At 67.7% G+C, this 19,866-nt stretch carries 18 protein-coding genes, 1 tRNA gene and 1 pseudogene; 15 read left to right on the top strand and 5 right to left on the bottom strand.

Going from position 1 to position 19,866, the window contains the following annotated elements; translation table 11 throughout:
• Positions 1–5: 5 nt before the first annotated feature.
• The 4 genes from AB7E83_RS23820 to AB7E83_RS23805 are packed head-to-tail and all read left to right on the top strand — an operon-like array spanning position 6 to position 3,601.
• Positions 6–935: a branched-chain amino acid ABC transporter permease gene (locus AB7E83_RS23820; RefSeq protein ID WP_428573320.1), complete on the top strand. Its 930-nt coding sequence runs from the start codon at positions 6–8 to the stop codon at positions 933–935.
• Between the two features lie 13 nt (positions 936–948).
• The gene (locus AB7E83_RS23815; RefSeq protein ID WP_428573319.1) at positions 949–2,058 is read left to right on the top strand and encodes a branched-chain amino acid ABC transporter permease; all 1,110 of its coding nucleotides are present in this window, start codon (positions 949–951) and stop codon (positions 2,056–2,058) included.
• Positions 2,055–2,888, top strand: coding sequence for an ABC transporter ATP-binding protein (locus tag AB7E83_RS23810; protein ID WP_428573318.1), 834 nt, complete (start codon positions 2,055–2,057; stop codon positions 2,886–2,888). The genes AB7E83_RS23815 and AB7E83_RS23810 overlap by 4 nt, the downstream gene beginning before the upstream one ends.
• Positions 2,885–3,601, top strand: a complete 717-nt coding sequence (locus tag AB7E83_RS23805; protein ID WP_428573317.1) for an ABC transporter ATP-binding protein — start codon at positions 2,885–2,887, stop codon at positions 3,599–3,601. Before AB7E83_RS23810 ends, AB7E83_RS23805 begins: the two co-directional genes overlap by 4 nt.
• Before the next feature lie 35 nt (positions 3,602–3,636).
• On the opposite strand, the gene AB7E83_RS23800 is transcribed toward AB7E83_RS23805, so the two are convergent.
• Positions 3,637–4,608 (bottom strand): Bug family tripartite tricarboxylate transporter substrate binding protein, encoded by a 972-nt coding sequence (locus tag AB7E83_RS23800; protein ID WP_428573316.1) that lies wholly within the window; start codon positions 4,606–4,608, stop codon positions 3,637–3,639.
• 89 nt (positions 4,609–4,697) lie between these two features.
• Positions 4,698–5,762 carry a CDP-6-deoxy-delta-3,4-glucoseen reductase gene (locus tag AB7E83_RS23795; RefSeq protein ID WP_428573315.1) on the bottom strand — a complete coding sequence of 355 codons (1,065 nt, stop codon included), beginning with the start codon at positions 5,760–5,762 and terminating at the stop codon, positions 4,698–4,700.
• Positions 5,763–5,807: 45 nt separating this feature from the next.
• Here AB7E83_RS23795 and AB7E83_RS23790 point away from each other — a divergent pair, with 45 nt between their 5' ends.
• A complete protein-coding gene (locus tag AB7E83_RS23790) occupies positions 5,808–6,800 on the top strand; it encodes an NAD-dependent epimerase/dehydratase family protein (RefSeq protein WP_428573314.1) in 993 nt (330 codons plus the stop codon).
• Here the strand turns inward: AB7E83_RS23790 and AB7E83_RS23785 are convergent.
• A complete protein-coding gene (locus tag AB7E83_RS23785; protein WP_428573313.1) occupies positions 6,751–7,719 on the bottom strand; it encodes a S1C family serine protease in 969 nt (322 codons plus the stop codon). The genes AB7E83_RS23790 and AB7E83_RS23785 overlap by 50 nt on opposite strands.
• 162 nt (positions 7,720–7,881) lie before the next feature.
• On the opposite strand from AB7E83_RS23785, the gene AB7E83_RS23780 reads away from it, so the two are divergent.
• The 7 genes from AB7E83_RS23780 to AB7E83_RS23750 all read left to right on the top strand — a co-directional run bounded on the left by AB7E83_RS23780 (position 7,882) and on the right by AB7E83_RS23750 (position 17,658).
• A complete protein-coding gene (locus tag AB7E83_RS23780; RefSeq protein ID WP_428573312.1) occupies positions 7,882–9,291 on the top strand; it encodes a mannose-1-phosphate guanylyltransferase/mannose-6-phosphate isomerase in 1,410 nt (469 codons plus the stop codon).
• A 66-nt stretch (positions 9,292–9,357) separates the two neighbouring features.
• Entirely contained in the window at positions 9,358–11,700 is a 2,343-nt protein-coding gene (locus AB7E83_RS23775) for a polysaccharide biosynthesis/export family protein (protein ID WP_428573311.1), read from the top strand.
• Between the two features lie 5 nt (positions 11,701–11,705).
• Complete coding sequence (locus AB7E83_RS23770; RefSeq protein WP_428573310.1) at positions 11,706–12,902, top strand: GNVR domain-containing protein; 1,197 nt, start codon at positions 11,706–11,708, stop codon at positions 12,900–12,902.
• An 84-nt stretch (positions 12,903–12,986) separates the two neighbouring features.
• Positions 12,987–14,024, top strand: a complete 1,038-nt coding sequence (locus tag AB7E83_RS23765) for an MraY family glycosyltransferase (RefSeq protein ID WP_428573309.1) — start codon at positions 12,987–12,989, stop codon at positions 14,022–14,024.
• The gene (locus tag AB7E83_RS23760; protein WP_428573308.1) at positions 14,021–16,084 is read left to right on the top strand and encodes a YjbH domain-containing protein; all 2,064 of its coding nucleotides are present in this window, start codon (positions 14,021–14,023) and stop codon (positions 16,082–16,084) included. The genes AB7E83_RS23765 and AB7E83_RS23760 overlap by 4 nt, the downstream gene beginning before the upstream one ends.
• A gap of 154 nt (positions 16,085–16,238) precedes the next feature.
• Positions 16,239–16,799: a hypothetical protein gene (locus AB7E83_RS23755; RefSeq protein ID WP_428573307.1), complete on the top strand. Its 561-nt coding sequence runs from the start codon at positions 16,239–16,241 to the stop codon at positions 16,797–16,799.
• Positions 16,800–17,097: 298 nt separating this feature from the next.
• Positions 17,098–17,658, top strand: a complete 561-nt coding sequence (locus AB7E83_RS23750; RefSeq protein ID WP_428573306.1) for a hypothetical protein — start codon at positions 17,098–17,100, stop codon at positions 17,656–17,658.
• 68 nt (positions 17,659–17,726) lie between these two features.
• Here AB7E83_RS23750 and AB7E83_RS23745 read toward each other — a convergent pair.
• A tRNA-Leu gene (locus AB7E83_RS23745) sits at positions 17,727–17,813 on the bottom strand.
• A 41-nt stretch (positions 17,814–17,854) separates the two neighbouring features.
• Between AB7E83_RS23745 and cysM the strand changes: the two genes are divergently transcribed.
• The 3 genes from cysM to AB7E83_RS23730 all read left to right on the top strand — a co-directional run bounded on the left by cysM (position 17,855) and on the right by AB7E83_RS23730 (position 19,567).
• A complete protein-coding gene (cysM, locus tag AB7E83_RS23740; RefSeq protein WP_428573305.1) occupies positions 17,855–18,757 on the top strand; it encodes a cysteine synthase CysM in 903 nt (300 codons plus the stop codon).
• Complete coding sequence (locus AB7E83_RS23735) at positions 18,754–19,278, top strand: NUDIX hydrolase (protein ID WP_428573304.1); 525 nt, start codon at positions 18,754–18,756, stop codon at positions 19,276–19,278. The genes cysM and AB7E83_RS23735 overlap by 4 nt, the downstream gene beginning before the upstream one ends.
• 61 nt (positions 19,279–19,339) lie before the next feature.
• A complete protein-coding gene (locus AB7E83_RS23730) occupies positions 19,340–19,567 on the top strand; it encodes a sulfurtransferase TusA family protein (protein ID WP_428573303.1) in 228 nt (75 codons plus the stop codon).
• A 31-nt stretch (positions 19,568–19,598) separates the two neighbouring features.
• Here the strand turns inward: AB7E83_RS23730 and AB7E83_RS23725 are convergent.
• Positions 19,599–19,866, bottom strand: a pseudogene (locus AB7E83_RS23725) (UTP--glucose-1-phosphate uridylyltransferase); the annotation flags it as partial.

Genomic DNA, 19,866 nt, shown 5'->3' with positions numbered 1-19,866 from the left:
CCGATATGGAAATCCTGCTGCAGCAGATCATCAACGGTCTGGTCCTCGGCAGCATGTATGCCCTGGTGGCCCTCGGCTACACCATGGTGTACGGCATCATCAACCTGATCAACTTCGCGCACGGCGAGGTGCTGATGGTGGGCGCGCTCACCAGCTGGTCGATCATCGTCACGATGCAGGAGTCGATGCCGGGGCTGCCGGGCTGGCTCGTCCTGCTGCTGGCGACGATCATCGCGTGCATCGTCGCCGCGGCGCTCAACTTCGTGATCGAGAAGGTCGCCTATCGACCGCTGCGCAACAGCCCCAAGCTCGCGCCGCTCATCACCGCGATCGGGATGTCCATCCTGCTGCAGACGCTCGCGATGATCATCTTCAAGCCGAACTACAAGCCGTACCCGACCTTGCTGCCGGCCGCGCCGATCCACGTCGGCGGCGCGGTGATCACGCCCACGCAGATCATGATCCTGGGCGTCACCGCCATCTCGCTCGCGGTGCTGATGTACCTGGTGAACTACACGCGCCTCGGCCGCGCGATGCGGGCGACGGCCGAGAATCCGCGCGTCGCCGCCCTCATGGGCGTGAAGCCCGACATGGTGATCTCCGCGACCTTCGTCATCGGCGCCATCCTCGCGACCATCGCGGGCGTGATGTACGCGTCGAACTACGGCACGGTGCAGCACACCATGGGCTTCCTGCCCGGGCTCAAGGCCTTCACGGCGGCGGTGTTCGGCGGCATCGGCAACCTCGCGGGCGCGGTGGTGGGCGGCCTCCTGCTCGGGCTGATCGAGGCCATCGGCTCCGGCTACATCGGCATCCTCACCGGCGGCGTGCTGGGCAGCCACTACGCGGACATCTTCGCCTTCATCGTGCTGATCGTCATGCTCACGCTGCGGCCCTCGGGCCTGCTCGGCGAGCGCGTGGCGGACCGGGCCTGACGGAGCGCATGCGATGCTGAACTTCCTCGAACGCCAGAACAAGACCACGGTGTACGTGGTGAGCGGCCTGATCCTGCTCGTGCTTCCCTTGCTCCTGCAAAGCATGGGCAATTTCTGGGTGCGCATCGCCGACTTCGCGCTGCTGTACGTGCTGCTCGCGCTCGGCCTCAACATCGTGGTGGGCTACGCGGGCCTGCTCGACCTCGGCTTCGTCGCCTTCTTCGCCATTGGCGCGTACATGTACGGCCTCATGGCGTCGCCGCACCTGTCGGAGAGCTTCGAGTGGTTCCAGGCGATGTTCCCCAATGGGCTGCACACCTCGATCTGGCTCGTGGTGCCGCTCGGCGCTGCCATCGCGGGCGTGTTCGGCATCCTGCTCGGCGCGCCCACGCTGAAGCTGCGCGGGGACTATCTCGCCATCGTCACGCTCGGCTTCGGCGAGATCATTCGCGTGTTCCTCAACAACCTCGACCACCCGGTGAACATCACCAACGGGCCGAAGGGGCTGGGGCAAATCGATTCGATCAGCATCCTCGGGCTGAACCTCGGCCGGCCGCTGGAGATCACCGAGGACTACAGCATCAACGCGGTGACGCTGTACTACTACCTGTTCCTGATCCTTGTCGTGGCGAGCGTCGTCATCTGCCACCGGCTCGAGCTCTCGCGAATCGGCCGGGCGTGGATGGCCATCCGCGAGGACGAGATCGCGGCCAAGGCGATGGGCATCAACACGCGCAACATGAAGCTGCTCGCCTTCGGCATGGGCGCCACCTTCGGCGGCGTCTCGGGCGCGATGTTCGCGGCGTTCCAGGGCTTCGTCTCGCCCGAGTCGTTCAGCCTCATGGAGTCGGTGATGATCGTGGCCATGGTCGTGCTCGGCGGCATCGGCCACCTGCCGGGCGTGATCCTCGGCGCGGTGCTGCTCTCGGCGATGCCGGAGGTGCTGCGCTGGGTGTCGGGCCTGCTCGATCTGCAGCGCCTCACCGACGGGCGGCTGGATGCCTCGATCCTGCGCCAGTTGCTGATCGCGCTGGCAATGATCGTCGTCATGCTGTGGCGACCGCGCGGCTTGTGGCCGACGCCGGAGCATGGGAAGTCGCTGAAGCCGAGGGAGAAGGCATGAGCGCGGCGGCGGACACGGTCCTGCGCGTCGCGGGCATTTCCAAGCGCTTCGGCGGACTGCAGGCGCTCTCGGACGTCGGTCTCACGATCGAGCGCGGCCAGGTCTATGGCCTCATCGGGCCGAACGGCGCCGGCAAGACGACGTTCTTCAACGTCATCACAGGGCTCTATGCGCCCGACAGCGGCACCTTCGAGCTCGCGGGCAAGCCCTACGTGCCGACGGCGGTGCATGAAGTGGCGAAGGCCGGCATCGCGCGGACCTTCCAGAACATCCGCCTTTTCTCCGAGATGACCGCGCTAGAGAACGTGATGGTCGGCCGCCACGTGCGGACCGGCTCGGGACTGCTCGGCGCGATCTTCCGCACGCGCAGTTTCCTCGCGGAAGAGGCCGCGATCGCGAAGCGCGCGCAGGAACTGCTCGACTACGTCGGCATCGGCAAGCTCGCCGACTTCAAGGCGCGCACGCTGTCGTACGGCGACCAGCGCCGGCTCGAGATCGCGCGCGCGCTCGCGACCGATCCGCAGCTGATCGCGCTCGACGAGCCGGCGGCCGGCATGAACTCGACGGAAAAAGTGGTGCTGCGGGAGCTGATCGACCGCATCCGCAAGGACGGCCGCACCATCCTGCTGATCGAGCACGACGTGAAGCTCGTCATGGGCCTGTGCGATCGCGTGACCGTGCTCGACTACGGCAAGCAGATCGCGCAGGGAACGCCCTACGACGTGCAGCGCGACGAGAAGGTGATCGAGGCCTACCTGGGCCACAGCCACGCGGCGGCGGCGGTGAAGTCCGCGCCCCCCTCGCCGCTGCCCGCGGGAGAAACGCAATGAGCGAGACGCTGCTGAAGGTGTCCGGCCTGAAGGTCGCGTACGGCGGCATCCAGGCCGTGAAGGGCGTCGACTTCGAGGTGCGGGAGGGCGAGCTCGTCACGCTGATCGGCTCCAACGGTGCGGGCAAGACGACGACCATGAAGGCCATCACCGGGCTGCTGCCGGCGAACGATGGCGAGATCCGGTACATGGGCCGCAACATCCAGGGGCAGGGCGCCTGGGACCTCGTGAAACAGGGGCTCGCGATGGTGCCCGAGGGCCGCGGCGTGTTCACCCGCATGACCATCACCGAGAACCTGCTCATGGGCGCGCACATCCGCAACGACAAGGCGGAGATCGCGGCCGACATGGAGAAGGTGTTCGGGATCTTCCCGCGGCTGAAGGAGCGCGCGAGCCAGCTCGCCGGCACGATGTCCGGCGGCGAGCAGCAGATGCTCGCGATGGGGCGTGCCCTCATGAGCCGGCCGAAGGTGCTTCTGATGGACGAACCGTCGATGGGGCTGTCGCCCATCATGGTCGACAAGATCTTCGAGGTCGTGCGCGAGGTCCACGACCAGGGCGTGACGGTGCTGCTGGTCGAGCAGAACGCGAGCCGCGCGCTCGAGATCGCCGACCGCGGCTACGTGATGGAGTCGGGCCTCATCACCATGAGCGGCGGCGGCCGCGAGATGCTCGACGACCCGAAAGTGCGCGCCGCCTACCTCGGCGAGTGAGGCGGCGGGCCCGGGCGGCCGGCGCCCGGCGTGCGTCAGTCGACCTTGGCGCCGGACGCCTTGACCACCTTTTCGTACTTCGCCATCTCGGCGCGCATGAAGGCAGCGAACGCCTCGGGCGTGTTCGTCACGGGTTCGGCCATGAGGGCGGCGAAGCGCATCTTCGCCTCCGGGCTCTGCAGCGCCGTGACGAAGGCCTGGTTGTAGCGCTGCACGATCTCCCGCGGCATGCCGGCCGGCCCGACGAGGCCCCACCACGTGTCGATGGAGAAGCCCTTGAGCGTGTCCGCGATCGGCGGGGCATCGGGCAGGTTCGCCGAGCGCGTGAGCGTCGTCACCGCGAGCGCCTTGAGCTTGCCGGACCGGATGTTGGGCGCGGCCGTGGCGAGGTTGTCGATGTTGAAGTCGACCTGGCCCGACAGCAGCGCGAGCTGCGCCGGATTGCCGCCATTGAACGGAATGTGGACGATGAAGAGGCCGGCTTCGCGCTTGAACATCTCGCCCGCCAGGTGGCCGGCGCTGCCGTTGCCGCCGCTGCCGTAGTTGAGCTTGCCAGGGTTGGCCTTGGCATACGCGATCAGGTCGCGCAGCGAGTCGATCTTCAGGCGCGCCGCCGTGTCCGCGTTCATCACGAGCACGTTGGGCACCCGGACCATCTGCGTGATCGCGGCGAAGTCCTTCGAGGCGTCGTAGGGCATCTTCGAGAACAGCCACGGGTTGATCGCATGCGTGGCCACGGCCGAGATGCCGATGGTCAGGCCGTCGGGCGCGGCCTTGGCGACCACGTCGGCGCCGATGTTGCCGCCGCCGCCCGGCCGGTTGTCGATGATGACCGTGCCCAGCGTGTCCTTGACGCGCTCGGCGAGCAGTCGCGCGGTGACGTCGATGGGTCCGCCCGCCGCATAGGGCACGACGAGCCGGATGGGACGCGCTTGCGCGAAGGCCCCGGTCGAGGGAAGCGCCACGGCGGCGGCCAGCGGGGAAAGGATGAGTTGCCTGCGTTTCATGCGCCGTATTGTGCGCATCGCGCCGGCCGCCCGCATCGCAGACATTCCCTACGCCGCGCCGGGCCTTCGGCGGGCCGCGCCGCAGGGGGTCACGCCGGGTCGCGGTGCTTGTCGGCCTCGGTGGTGAACGCGTCGGCGAAGAATTCCTCGGCCGGCAGGCGGCACTGCGCCGTGTATTCGGCCCGCGCCGAATCCACCACGACCGGCGCGCCGCAGGCATACACCTGGTGGCCGGAGAGGTCCGGGAAATCCTCCATCACCGCACGATGCACGAAGCCGGTCCTGCCGGTCCACGCGTCCTCGGGCAGCGCGTTGGAGACGACGGGCACGTACTTCAGGTTCGGCATCTGCGCGAGCCGGTCCTTCACCCACGCGTCCATGTAGAGGTCGGAGGGCCGGCGGCCGCCCCAGTACAGGACGGCCTCGCGATCCAGTCCCTTGAACTGCATGTGCTCGATCAGGGCCTTGATGGGCGCGAAGCCCGTGCCCGAGGCGAGCAGGATCATCGGCTTTTTCGAATCGTCGCGCAGGTAGAAGCTGCCGAAGGGACCCTCGACGCGCAGGATCTCCTTTTCCTTCATCGTGGCGAACACGTGGTCGGTGAACTTGCCGCCCGGCATGTGGCGGATGTGCAGCTCGACGCCGGGGCCGTTGTGCGGCGCATTCGCCATCGAGTACGAACGCCGCGCGCCATCGCGCAGGATGAACTCGACGTACTGCCCCGCGTGAAAGCGAAGCGTGTCGTTCGCGGGCAGCTGCAGCTTCACGATCATCACGTCGTGAGAGACTTTCTCGAGCGAACTCACGCGCGCAGGCATCTTCTTCACCGGGAACGCGCTCTCGTCCGTGACCTGGCGCGATTCGAGCACCACGTCCGTCTGCGGCACGGCGCAGCAGGTGAGGACGAGACCCGCGGCTTCCTCCTCGGCCGAGAGTGCCTTGCTCTGGTGCGGGCCGTGGACGACTGTGCCTTCGAGTTTTTTGCATTTGCACGAGCCGCAGGCGCCGTCCTTGCACCCGTACGGCATGCCGATGCCCTGCCGGATCGCGGCGGCGAGGATGGCCTCGCCGGCATCGACGCCGAAAGCCCGGCCGCTGGGCTGGACGGTGATTCGGTGGGCGCCCGCTGGCGGCGAATCCGTGGCGGCTGTCATGTATTGGTTATCCTCGAAAACTTCACAGAGAAATCGCGTCCGATTTTGCCTTCAAACCAGAGCCCCCTCGGCGCGCTGCCCCGCCGCTTCCTCCGCGAGCGGATTCTCGTCGTCGGCTGCGGCGACGTCGGGCTGCGCGCCGTCCGTGCGCTGGCGGGCCGCGCGCGTGTCCTGGCGCTGAGCTCGTCGCCCTCGCGCAGGCACGAGCTGCGCGGACACGGCGTCGTGCCGCTGCAGGGCAACCTCGACGTTCCGGCGACGGTCGCCCGCCTGGCCGGCATCGCGTCGCGTGTGGTCCACCTCGTGCCGCCGCCGTCCGAGGGCCACGAGGCCTGGTGGCTCGACCCGCGCACGCGCGCGCTGCTGCGTGCGCTGCGCCTGCGCTCGCTGCCGTCGTCCTTCGTCTATGCGTCGACCTCCGGCGTGTATGGCGACTGCGGGGGCGCGCGCGTGAGCGAGGAGCGGGCCATCGCGCCGGGCACGCCCCGCGCGCAGCGCCGCGCCGATGCCGAGCGGCAGGTGCGGCACTTCGGCCGCGCGAGCGGCGTGCGCGCCTCGATCCTGCGCGTGCCCGGCATCTACGCGCCCGACCGCGAAGGCGGCACGCCGCGCGCGCGGCTGCTCAAGGGCACGCCCGTGCTGCACGACGAGGACGACGTCTACACGAACCACATCCACGCCGACGACCTCGCGCGCATCGTGCTCGCGGCGCTCTGGCGCGGGCGACCGCAGCGCGTGGTGAATGCCAGCGACGCGAGCGAGCTGAAGATGGGCGAGTACTTCGACCTCGCCGCCGATCTGTATGGCTTGCCGCGCCCGCCGCGCGTCGCGCGCGGCGCGGCGCAGGATCAAATGCCGTTGATGCTGCTGAGCTTCATGAGCGAGTCGCGCCGCCTCGACACGACGCGGCTCGCGCGCGAGCTGCGCGTGAAGCTGCGCTATCCGACCGTGCGCCAGGGACTGGCGGCGCCGGATCTCGCGCCGGGTCTCAAATTCCCGAAGGCTTCCGGATCACCGTCATCCGGTCCACGCCCTTGATCGTCACCTGCCGCACCACGCTGCCGTGCTGCAGCGTGAGCTGCACCTCGTCCTCGGGGTTCGGCTTGGCCCACAGCTTCTTGTAAAAGCTTTCGAGCGAGGTGACGCGCGCGCCGTCGATGGCGAGCACCACGTCCCCGGGCGCCACGCCGGCGGCGTAGGCCGGTCCGTCGTCGTTCACGCGCACGATCCGCACGAAGCCGCCTTGCTCGGTGGAGCTGAGGCCGAGCCACGGCCGGCGGCTCTGGCGCGTGGTGCCGCTTCGGCGCAGCTCGGCCAAGATCGGCTTGAGCAGGTCGACCGGCACGAACATGTTGCCCGGCATCCGCCGGCCGTCGCCGAGGGCGTCGCTCACGACGAGGCTGCCGATGCCGAGCAGTTCGCCGCGCTGGTTGAACACCGGCGCGCCGCTGTGGTTGCCGATGGGCGGCGAGGTGAAGAGAGCGCTTTCGATGTGGTATTCCCAGTAACCCGAGAAGGGTCGCTTGCTGACGATCTGCGCCATCGCCACATCGCCGCCGTTGCCGCCGACCGCGGCCATGACGGCTTCGCCCTCGCTGCTGTCGGCCACCGTGCCGAGCGGCACGGGCTGCACGCCGCGCAGGGGCAGCACGGCCTGGAGCAGCCCGAAGCCGGTGGCGAGGTCGTAGGCGACGGGCCGCGCGGGAATCGAGCGGCCATCCTGGGTGACGACCTGGATCGTTTCGGCTTCGAGCATCAGGTAGCCGATGGTGAGGATCAGCCCGTCCGGCCCGATGACGACGCCGGAGCCGGCGCGCTGGCGGCCGAGCGTCTGCGCGGAACGCGCGTCCTCGGCGGCGACCACCTGCACGCCAACGACCGCCGCGTTGGCCCGCGAGAGCGCTTCGATCATCGACTGGTAGCGCGGCTCGGGGGTGGCCGCGCGGGCAATCTGCACGGCGGCGAGGCCTGCGAGCAACAGGAGACAGGATCCGACGAAACGAGTGAGGCGCATCACAGACTCCCGGGGTCGAGACTGCAAGAATGCGCCAAAGAAAGCGGATGAGCAACTGCCGGGCCGTAAGGCGCCCGGAAGAAGCCTTCAGTAATAATGCGCGCAATGATCGAGACCGTGATCCTTTGCGGCGGCGCCGGCACACGCCTGTGGCCGTTGTCGCGCAACGCGTTCCCCAAGCAGTTCGTTCCGCTGGTGAAGGGGCGCAGCCTGTTCGCGCTCGCGCTTGCCCGCGCGCAGGCGCTGGGCGAGGGCGGCCGCATCACCTGCGTGGGGGCCGAGGAACATCGGTTCCTGCTCGCCGGCGCGCTGGACGAGGAGGCGTGCGAAGGCCGCATCCTGCTCGAGCCGTGCGCGCGCAACACGGCGGCCGCGATCGCGCTGGCCGCGCTCGCCGGTACCGAGCCCGACCAGCTGATGCTGTTCTGCCCGGCGGACCACTACATTCCCGACGTCGAGGCGTATGCCGCGACCATCCGCGGCGGTGTCGCGGCCGCCCGGTCCGGCGACATCGTGATCTTCGGCATCCTGCCGACCTTCCCCAGTACCGCTTACGGCTACATCTTGCAAGGGCCGCGCCGCCCGGACGGCAGCGCGCCGGCCAAGGGCTTCGTCGAGAAACCGGCCGCCGATCGTGCGCAGGCGCTGCTCCTCGAGGGCGACGCCTTGTGGAACGCCGGGATCTTCCTTTGCACGCGCAAGACGATGCTTGATGCGCTGGCACGCCATGCGCCGGATATTCTCGAAGCCTGTCGCGCGGCCATGGCCGGCGCGCAAGCCGATGGCCGTTTCCTGAGGCCGGCCGAGGCCGCCTTCAGCGCGTGCCGCGCCGAAAGCATCGACTACGCGGTGATGGAGCACCACGAGAAGCTGACGGTCCTGCCTTTCGATGGCGCCTGGAGCGACGTGGGAAGCTGGAACGCGCTTGCCGACCTCGAGCCCGCGGATGCCCAGGGCAACCGCGTCGTCGGCCACGGCATTCCCATCCGCAGCAGCGGCACCTACGTTCATGCGCCGCACCGGCCCGTCGTGGCCGTGGGGGTTCGCAACCTCCTCATCGTCGACACGCCCGATGCGCTGCTGGTTGCCGACCGCGATCAGGTCGAGCACGTGAAGGCGGTCGTCCCCGAGCTGAAGGCGCGCAATATTTCGGAAGCCGTGAGCCACCGGAAAGTCATGCGGCCCTGGGGCTGGTACGACTGCATGGACCGCGGCGAACGCTTCCAGGTCAAGCGGATCATGGTCAAGCCGGGCGCATCGCTCAGCCTGCAGATGCACCACCACCGCGCGGAACACTGGATCGTGGTCAAGGGCACGGCGCAGGTCACCCGCGGAGCCGACACCTTCCTGCTAACGGAGAATCAATCGACTTATATTCCGATCGGCGAGAAGCATCGCCTCTTCAACCCCGGGAAGACCGAACTCGAAATGATCGAGGTCCAGTCCGGCGGTTATCTCGGAGAAGACGACATCGTTCGGCTGGAGGACGTCTACGGACGCACGGTGCCGGGTTGAACACGGACTTGGCTGGGCAATAAGATGGCGGGCTACGGCGTCGCCGCAAAAACGTATTCAAGAAGCATGAGCACTCCTTCCCGGTATCTCCGCTGGCTCGCCGCCGCCCTTCTGGCTGCGGCCGGGTTCTCCGGTGCGCATGCGCAGGGGGGGCCCGCATCCCTGGGCGTCCCCGCGTCCGGCATCGCCGCGCCGTCGACGCAGGGCCTCAATCTCTCCGTCACGCCCAGCCTGAGCATCGGCACCTCGACCTTCGGCCCCGACCGGCTGACGCCGGGCCCCGGCGCCAACCGGGCGCTGCAGGACGCCGCGGCAGCGCGTGGCGCCGCGGAACAGCGCGCGACGGCCACGGCGACCGTGAGTGAGCTGCCCCTGACCGCGTACCAGCGTTTCGTGCTGGAAACGACGGGCCGCAACCTGCCGCTCTTCGGCTACAACCTGTTCGCCGCGGGTGCCTTTCCCGCCGCGCAAAACGTGCCGGTGCCCGCCGACTACGTGCTCGGCCCGGGCGACGAGATCGACCTCAAGATCTGGGGCGCGGTCGATGCGGACCTGCGGCTCGGCGTCGACCGCAACGGGCAGGTCGCGATTCCGCGCGTGGGCACCCTGAACGTCGCCGGCCTGCGCGTCTCGCAGCTCGAACCCGCGCTGCGCACGCAGATCGGCCGCGTCTACAACAACTTCCAGATCAGCGCGACGCTCGGTCCGCTGCGCTCGATCCAGGTGTTCGTCGTCGGGCAGGCACGCCGGCCCGGCGCGTACACCTTGTCGAGCGTCTCCACGCTGGTGAGCGCGTTGTTCGAGGTCGGCGGGCCGTCGGCCACCGGGACGATGCGCAACATCCAGCTGCGCCGCGACGGCCGGCTGGTGACCACGCTCGACCTCTACCGCTTCATCGCCGAGGGCGACAAGTCGGCGGATGCGCGGCTGCTGCCGGGCGATGTGATCACGATCCCGCCGGCAGGCCCGCGCGTGGCGGTGACGGGCTCGATCGACAATCCGGCGATCTTCGAACTCGCCGCGGCCGAGGAGCCGCTCGCCAAGGTGCTCTCGTACGGAGGACGCACCGCCGCGCTCACGACTCCCCACAAGGTGCTGGTCGAACGCATCGATCCGGGCCGCGCGCGCGCGCCGCGCTCGGTCGAGGAGCGCACGCTCGATGCACGCGGCCTGCAGAGCACCGTGCGCGACGGCGACGTCGTCACGCTGTTCCAGATCAGCCCCGAGTTCTCGAATGCCGTCACCCTGCGCGGCAACGTCGCCGCGCCGCTGCGCTACGCCTACCGGCAGGGCATGCGCATCGCCGACCTCATTCCCGAGCGCGAGGCGCTGATCGTTCCCGACTACTACACCCGGCGCAACCTGCTGGTGCAATACGAGTCCGGCCGGCGCATCTCGGACTCGCGCATCCAGAGCGAGGTGCGCAACCTCCTCGACGAGATCAACTGGGACTACGCGGTGATCGAGCGCCTGGACGCGCGGCAGATCCGCTCGCAGCTGATCCCGTTCAATCTCGCCAAGGCCGTGATCGACAAGGACCCGGAGAGCAACCTCGTGCTGCAGCCCGGCGACGTGGTCACGATCTTCGGCACGAAGGACCTGCCGGTGCCGGTCGCCAAGCGCACGCAGTACGTCCGCATCGCGGGCGAAGTGAACGTGCCGGGCGTCTACCAGATCACCCCCGGCGAGACGCTCGAGCAGATCGTCCGGCGCGCCGGCGGGTTCACGCCGAATGCGTATCCGTTCGGTTCCGTCTTCACGCGCGAGTCGACCCGGGAGCAGCAGCAGGCGAACCTCGACCGCGCGATCCGGCGCATGGAGTCCGACCTCAATTCGCAGTCGCTGGCCGCTATCCAGAACACGCGCGAGGAGTCCCGCAACGAGGCGACGATCCAGGCGCAGCTGGCCACGCAGCGGCAGTTCATCGCGCGCCTGCAGACGCTGCGCGCAAGCGGCCGCATCGCCCTCGAGATGGACCCGCGTTCAAATGTCCTGCCGCCGATCCAGCTCGAGGACGGGGACCAGCTGACCGTGCCGAATCTGCCGAGCTTCGTGGGCGTGTTCGGCGCGGTGACGGCCGAGACCTCTTTCCTGCACCGATTCAACTATTCCGTCCGCGACTACATCGGCCGTGCGGGTCCCACGCGCGATGCGGACGAGGACTTCGTCGCCGTGATCCGGGCGGACGGCAGCGTGGAGAGCGACAACGAGATCGGCCGCGGCATCTTCGGCAAATGGTCGGCGAGCGTGCTCGAGAAGCGGCTCAATCCGGGCGACACGATCTTCGTGCCCGAGAAGTTCGACAAGCGCAGCCGGTATACGCGCTTCATCGAAGGCGCGAAGGACTTGACTGCCATCTTCTACCAATTCGGCCTAGGCGCGGCGGCCCTGAAGACCCTGAGGGAATGAGCGAGATGACGAGTTCCGAACAGCAGGCCGCAGGCGAAGCGAGCAAGGACGAGATCGGCCTGGTCGACGTTGTCACGGCGTTGGGCGAGGAGAAAATGTTCGTCGCGACCATCGCGCTCATCGCGGTCGCGCTCGGTCTGGCGCTCGCGCTTCTCACGGCGCCGATCTTCACGGCGAAGACGACGCTGCTGCCGCCGCAGCAGGCCCAAGGCGCTTCCGCCGCGATGGCGGCTTCGCTGGGGGCGTTGGCCGGCCTCTCGGGCGTCGGTGGAGTCCGGGCGCCCGAGGAACTGTATGTCGGTTTGCTTCGCAGTGAATCCGTCCTCATGTCCCTGGTAGAGCGCTTCAAGCTCAAGGAACGGTATGGCGTGGAGCTGGCTTACGACGCACGCATGGTGCTTTTGACGCGCGTCCGCGTGAGCGCCGATCGCAGGTCGTCGCTCATTGCCGTCGAGGTGGATGACAAGGACCCGAATTTCGCCGCGCAACTCGCCAATGCGTTTGCCGAGGAGCTGCGAAAGATCATGACTCGCATTGCGGTCACCGAGGCGCAGCAGCGGCGTTTCTATTTCGAGCAGCAGATCGACAAGGCAAAGAGCGATCTGGCCAACGCCGAGATGGCGGTCAAGCAGGCCCAGGAGCGCTCCGGGCTCGTGAGCCTGGACGCTCAGACCCAGAGCGCCATTGCGACGGCCGCCCAGATCCGGGGGCAGATCGTGGCCCGGGAAGTGCAGTTGCGCGCGACGCGACCGTATGCCGGACCGGAGAATCCCGAAATGAAGCGGCTGATATCCGAAATCGCCGGCCTCCGGACCGAGCTTGCGCAACTCGAGGGTGGTGGCGCCGATACAACGAATGTTGTCGAAAAAGACGGAAAACAAGGTCTTGCGAACGTGCGACTTTTTCGCGAACTGAAATACCAGGAGGCCATCTACTCCGCGATGCTTCAACAGCTGCAGCTTGCGCGCGCCGACGAAGCGAAGGATGCTCCGCTCGTGCAACAGGTCGACGCGGCGACACCGCCGGAGCGAAAGAGCAAGCCAAGACGCTCCATGATTGTCGTGGTTGCCTTGGCGCTCGGCCTCCTCGTAGGCATAATCGGTGCCTTCTTGCGCCGGGCGGCACGCCGGGCGAGGACGGACCCCGGTACGACGCGGCAGTGGCAGGCCCTCGTGCGCGCCTGGTCGCTGCGAGGCGGCTAGAAACCTATCGACGAGGGAGTCAGGATGCTTTTTTCCGGATGGTTGCTGGGCGCGTGCGCGGTGAGTTTCGCCGTGTGCTGGCTCGTGGTCGTCACGCAGGCGCATCACGGCCACCTCAGCCTCGACAGCACGATCGGCGTGCAGAAGATGCATCACGCGCCCACGCCGCGGGTTGGCGGAATCGCGCTGGCGGCTGGTCTTGCCATGGGCTTCATTGTCGCGCCCGCGACAGCCAGGCCCGTCCTTCTCCCCATGCTCGCGGCGGCGATACCTGCTTTCGCGGTCGGGCTCTGGGAAGACCTCACCAAGCGCGTTTCGGTCCGCACGCGGCTCGCCGTCACCATGAGCAGCGGCCTGCTTGCCTGGGCGCTGACAGGCATCAGCCTCACGCGAGTGAATGTTCCCGGTATCGATTACGCGCTTGCCGCATTCGTTCCGCTTTCCGTCCTGTTCACGGCCTTCGCCGTGAGCGGCGCCGCCAACGCGTTCAACATCATCGACGGGTTCAACGGGTTGAGCGGCGGGGTGGCGGTGGTTTGCTTGAGCGCACTCGCCAGCATCGCCGCGCAGGCGGGCGATGCGGCGATGGTGCAGGTGTGCATGCTGCTTGCCATGGCAACCCTCGGCTTCCTGCTCGTCAACTTCCCTTTCGGCAAGATTTTTCTCGGCGACGGCGGCGCGTACCTGGTGGGATTCCTGATCGGCTGGGTGGCGGTGGCATTGCCGATGCGCAACGCCGAGGTGTCCGTCTGGGCCACGCTGCTCGCCTGTGCGTATCCGATCCTGGAGACGGGCTTCAGCATCTACCGTCGAAGCCGCCGCGACCGCAGTCCCGGCGATGCCGACCGCCTGCACCTGCACAGCCTCGTGCTGCGGCGCGTGACGAGCAAATTGCTTCCGCGGACTTCTTCGCTCGTGCGCAATTCCGCAACCGGCGCGATCATGTGGGCTGCCGCACTCGTTCCTGCACTGTTGGCCGTGCAGTATCCCGGCAACACGGCAATGCTCGCGGGAACGTTCCTGCTGTGCGCGCTTGGCTATTCCGCCATCTACGCACGCCTCACCCAGTTCCGCTGGTGTTTTCGTCCTGCCACGCTCGCGACGGAAGCCTCGGCCGCATGAACGGACGCGCCTTCCTTCTTGCTCCGGTCGCTTCCGCGGCGTCATTGCTCTTCACGCTTTGCGCAGCGGCGGCGGAGCCCGGCATCGCCACGCGGGGCGTGACCGGCGGCCTCACCATTCCGTCGGCCGATGTGCTGCGCTCCGGCGACCTCGCGGTCAGCGCCGGCAACTTCCAGGAGCTCACGCTCGGCGTTTTTTCGAAGCGCCAGAACTTCTCGATGGGGATCGGCCTGCTGCCGGGCGTCGAGTTCTTCGGACGGTTCGCGGAGTACCAGAACCCGGTCGGGGGCAGCACTTTCGTCTCGGGTCCACGCGATCTGTCGGCGAACGTGAAATGGCAACTCCCGCAGTTCTGGCGGTGGCAGCCCGACATCGCGTTCGGCATCACCGACCTCGCGGGCGGAGCCTCCTTGTTCAAGTCGGCGTATGCGGTGACGAGCGGGGAGGTCGGCCCCGTGGCCTGGACCGCCGGCTATGCGAGAGGCCGCGGCAATTCGCGGCCGTTCGACGGCCTGTTCGGCGGGGTCGAAATCGGGCTCGGCGCGACCGGTTTGTCCGCATTGGCCGAGTACGACGGGCAACACAAGCATGCCGGCTTGCGGTATCGGTCGCCGTCGATCTCGCCGCTGGGCGGCAGCCACGTCATCGCGACCTTGCAGCGTTCGTTCGGTGGCCGGGATGTCGCCGGCCGCGAGTCCGACCGAACCTCCGTGAACGTGAGCGTCGTCGTGCCGCTGGAAGAGTCGACGCAGCGCCCGCGCACCTTCAAGCCGGAGCGCACGCTGGCTTCGCTCGAGGCGGCGCCCGGCGGGATGGTCGCCACCACCGAGGACCGCCTGACGTCGCTCCGGCGCGCGCTGGTCGGCGCGGGGCTCGAGCGTGTGCGGGTTGGCACACGCGGGCCGGATCTCGTCGTCGAGTACGAGAATCAGCTTTTCAAGCAGACCGAGGCCGACGCACTTGGCATCGTCCTCGGCCTCGCTTCGGAGTTCGCTCCCCGCGGCACGCAGCGCGTGCAGGCCACGACGCTGAAAGCGGGTTTGCCCGTCTACAACATTTCCGTGGCCGTGGCCGAATACCGCAGCTTCCTGCGCACCGGCGACGCGGCCGGCTCGAGCGGAAGCCTCGCGCTCGACAGTGGCCCCTCGCGTGACGCCGCGGCGGTCGCATGGCTCGATCCCGCGCCGAGCGGGCGGAAGTGGCTGCACCTGGAATTGCACCCCGACGTGAGCCAGCAGTTCGGTACCGAGCTCGCCGCCTTCGATTACTCGATCGCCGCCGACCTGCGCGCCTATGTGCCGCTCTGGCGTGGCGCGGAACTCCACGCGAGCGTGGTGCAGCGCATCGCGGAGACCGACAACTACGAGCCCGATGCGATCTTCGGTCCGTTCCGCCGCCGCAACGGCCTGCGGACGGTGGCATTGCAGCAATCGGTGTGGGTCGGTCCGCGCGTGCTCGCCACGGCAGGCATCGGCCGGTACAACTACGACACATTCGGCGCGCAGTTCGAGTCCACGGTGTTCGTGCCCCGCGGCGACGACGTGCTCCGCCTGAAGGCGGCCGTGCTCGAGCGCCAGCCCGGCCAGTCGCGTACGCAGGCCACCCCGCTGTCCGCGAGCTACCGCTGGGTGCATTCGGATACGACCTGGGTCGAGGCGGGCTGGCAACAGTACACGGACGGCTCGAGCGGCCCCTCCATCGGGCTCACGCGCTGGTTCGGCGAGGTGGGCGCCCATCTCTTCGTTCGGCGTGGCGGCAGTCGCGAATTCGCAGGACTCGAACTCACGATTCCCCTGACCCCGCGGCGCGGCGCGGACCTCGGCGTCGCCACTTTCAACGGGGCTTCGCAATTCACTCAGGGCAAGCGCACGCGGATCGCGCGCGGCGACGTCAACGTCAACCTCGTCGCCCCTTCGGCGGTGCTCGACTTCCCCCTCGCGTACAGTGCCGAGCAGCGCCTCCTGTCCGGAGGGCGCGCGACGCAGAGCTATTTCGTCAAGCGCCTCCATCGCATGCGCGAGGCCTTTTATCTATACGCTCGCGAGAGCCTGCCGCAATGACCGGAGCGGGAACGGCTGTCGCGTTGCGAAGCGGCAAAAAGAACAGGGTTCCGGCATTTACGCAACGAAAAAATTCTTGTACCCTCACACGTTAGGGTGACGGGCACCTGAACCTGCGACAATATTTTTTTATCAACGAAAGGGTTGGTGGGATATGAAGAAACTGATTGGTTTGATGATGGCAGTCGCTGCGGCTGCATTGCTCCCCGCTTGCAGCAGCGGCGACGATGATCCGCTGCCGACCGTGGCTGCGGCCGACGCGACGATCGCCGTGACGTCGACGACGGCCGCCGCGGTGACGAACGTTCCGTTCGCGTTCCCGTCCGGCGTGCCGGATCTGGGCACGACGGCCGCGACGACCGTGGCGTTCACGTCGACCGCCTCGACGCCTGCGTTCTCGATCTCCTCGGGCACCAGCGTGGCAACCGGCGCGACCACGTTCGGTTCGTGCATCTTCGTGGTTGCGAACTCGTCGTTCCCGGTGGGCCACCGCCTCGCGACGGGCCAGACGGTCACGATCAACCCTTGCAACATCCGCCTCGGCACGACCGGCTCGCCGGCCGACAGCGTCGCTCGCCAGCGCGCTGCCGTGTTCATCCTGGGTAGCGCCGCTTCGTCGGGCTCGACCGTGACCGTGGTCGTGAACCCGGGCGGTACCATCACGATCAACGGCGCCTCCGCGGGCACCGTGACGCTGGTTCCGGTGTCGGGCTGATCGAAGCTTCGCTTCAATGAAAACCCCGCGCGAATGCGCGGGGTTTTTTTATGGTGCGCCCGGCAAGGGGAACAGTTCAGGCAGTAACGAGAGTAGTACGACTGAGACTCGATGACCGGAAGACCAGTGGCACTGGGCGAGCCCTTGGTGGAACGCCGGGGTCAAGCGCATGAGCGCAGCGCTGCCGCCAGTGCGAGGTGGCTGTGGGGGTAACTCCTCACCCTTCTCGATTTCCAAAGATGTTGTTCATCAAGCCGCGGCGGCGCATAATTTTTACCATACCAACCGGAGTGTCGAAATGAAGAAACTGATGTCCCTGATGCTTGCCGTCGCAGCGGCTGCCCTGCTTCCCGCCTGCAGCGATGGCGACGACGATCCGCTGCCGACCGTGGCCGCGGCCAACACGGCGATCAGCGTGAGTTCGACGACCGCCGGCGCGGTGGCGAACACGCCGTTCGCGTTCCCCACCGGCGTGGCGGCTTTCGGTACCACGGCGGCGACCTCCGTCGCGTTCACCTCCACGGCAACGACGCCCGCGTTCTCGATTTCCTCGGGCGCCAACGTGGCGACCGGCGCGACGACCTTCGGTTCGTGCATCTTCGTGGTGGCGAGCTCGAACTTCCCCGCCGGCCACACGCTCGCGAATGGTGCGACGGTCACCGTCAACCCGTGCGCGCTGAACCTGGCCACGGCCAATCAGCCCGCGGACGGCGTGGGTCGCCCCCGCACCGCGACGCTGCAGCTCGGTGGCACGACGTCCACCGGCCAGAACGTGGCGATCACCGTCAACGCGAACGGCACGGTCGTGATCAACAATACGATAGCCGGTAACGTGACGCTGGTGCAGGTTTCGGGCTGATCGAAGCTTTCGGGCTTCAATGAAAAACCCCGCGCGGAAGCGCGGGGTTTTTTACGTTCGAACAGTGCTGGTGCCGGAGGCCGGAATCGAACCGGCACGATGTTGCCATCGGCAGATTTTGAGTCTGCTGCGTCTACCGATTTCGCCACTCCGGCAGCGAGGGAAGAAGAGCCGGAAATTATGGCACAGTGATGTCATGAACTATCCCACCATCGAGGATGCGATCGGCCGCACGCCGCTCGTGGCATTGCAGCGCCTCGGCGCCGCGGACAACGCGAAGCGCAACAACGTCATCCTCGGCAAGCTGGAAGGCAACAACCCCGCCGGGTCCGTGAAGGATCGGCCCGCGCTGTCGATGATCCGCCGCGCCGAAGAGCGCGGCGACATCCGCGTCGGCGACACCCTGATCGAGGCGACCTCGGGCAACACCGGCATCGCGCTCGCGATGGCCGCGGCGATCAAGGGCTATCGCATGATGCTCATCATGCCGGAAGACCTCTCGATCGAACGCGCGCAGACCATGAAGGCCTTCGGCGCCGAACTCATCCTCACGCCCAAGAGCGGCGGCATGGAATACGCGCGAGACCTCGCGGAGAACATGCAGAAGGAAGGCAAGGGCCGCGTCCTCGACCAGTTCGCCAACCCGGACAATCCCCGCATCCACTACGAGACCACGGGACCCGAATTGTGGGAGCAGACCGGTGGCCGCATCACGCATTTCGTGAGCGCGATGGGCACCACGGGCACCATCACCGGCGTCTCTCGATTCCTCAAGGAGAAGAACGCCAACGTGCGCATCGTGGGCGCGCAGCCGAGCGAGGGCTCCCGCATCCCCGGCATCCGCAAGTGGCCGCAGGAGTACCTGCCGAAGATCTACGACGCGAGCCACGTCGACGAGACCGTGAACGTGAGCCAGGACGATGCCGAAGAGACCTGCCGCCAGCTTGCGCGGCAGGAGGGCATCTTCGCGGGCATCTCGGCGGCGGGCGCACTGTGGGTCGCGCTCGAGATCGCGAAGACGGTCGAGAACGCGACCATCGTGTTCGTCGTGTGCGACCGCGGCGACCGCTATCTGTCCACCGGCGTGTTCCCCGCATGACGCACGAGTGGCGCTTCTGCCCGAACTGCGCCACGCCGCTCGCGCGCATCGCGCTCGCCGAGGACGGCGGGAACAAGGAGCGCCTGCGCTGCCCGGCCTGCGGGTGGACGCACTGGAACAATCCGACGCCCGTGCTCGCGGCCGTCATCGAGTATCAGGGCAAGATCCTGCTTGCGAAGAATGCCGCGTGGAAGGGCAACGTCTACGCGCTGATCACCGGCTTCATGGAAGCGGGAGAGACGCCGAAGGACGGCATCGTGCGCGAGATCGAGGAAGAGACGAGCCTCGAAGTGACCTCGCTCGACCTGATCGGCGTCTACGATTTCCAGCGCATGAACCAGGTCATCATCGCTTACCACGCGGTGGCGCGGGGCGAGGTGAAGCTGTCGCCGGAGCTCGTCGACTATCGTCTCTACGCGCACGACCGTGTGCGCTGCTGGCCCCAGGGCACGGGCCTCGCGCTGGCCGACTGGCTGCGCAGCCGCGGTTTCGAGCCGGTGTTCGCGGACATGCGCGGATAATGGATGCGGCCGTTCCGCGACGCCGCAGGCGCATCGGGGGCGGGTCTACACTGGGGGAAGAATGGACATCGACAAGGAAATCGACACGAGCGGGCTCAACTGCCCGCTGCCGATCCTGAAGGCGAAGAAAGCGCTGACCGACATGCACAGCGGCCAGTTGCTCAAGGTCGTGTCGACCGATGCCGGGTCGCTGCGCGACTTCCAGGCGTTTGCCAAGCAGACAGGCAACGAACTCGTCCACCAGGAAACCTCGGGCGAGGAGTTCGTCCACGTGCTGCGCAGGCGCTGACGCGCGCACAAGCCGGCAAACCGGCCGGACCTCAGAGTTCCACGCCGCGCAGGTAGTCGCGGAAGGCCGCGCCGACCTCGGGGTGGCGCAACGCGAACGACACCGTCGCCTCCAGGAATCCTTCCTTGCTGCCGCAGTCGTAGCGGCGGCCTTCGTACTCGTAGGCATGCACGCCTTCGGTGGCCATCAGCTGCGCGATGCCGTCGGTGAGCTGGATCTCGCCGCCGGCGCCGCGCGGCTGCTTGCGGATGGCGTCGAACACCGACGCGGTGAGCACGTAGCGGCCCGCCACGCCCATG

Origin of the sequence: Ramlibacter sp. (assembly GCF_050250995.1) — a bacterium.
Taxonomy (GTDB): domain Bacteria; phylum Pseudomonadota; class Gammaproteobacteria; order Burkholderiales; family Burkholderiaceae_C; genus Ramlibacter.
The sequence above is the reverse complement of the archived record's forward strand: the minus strand, read 5'-3'. Positions and strand labels throughout refer to the sequence as shown.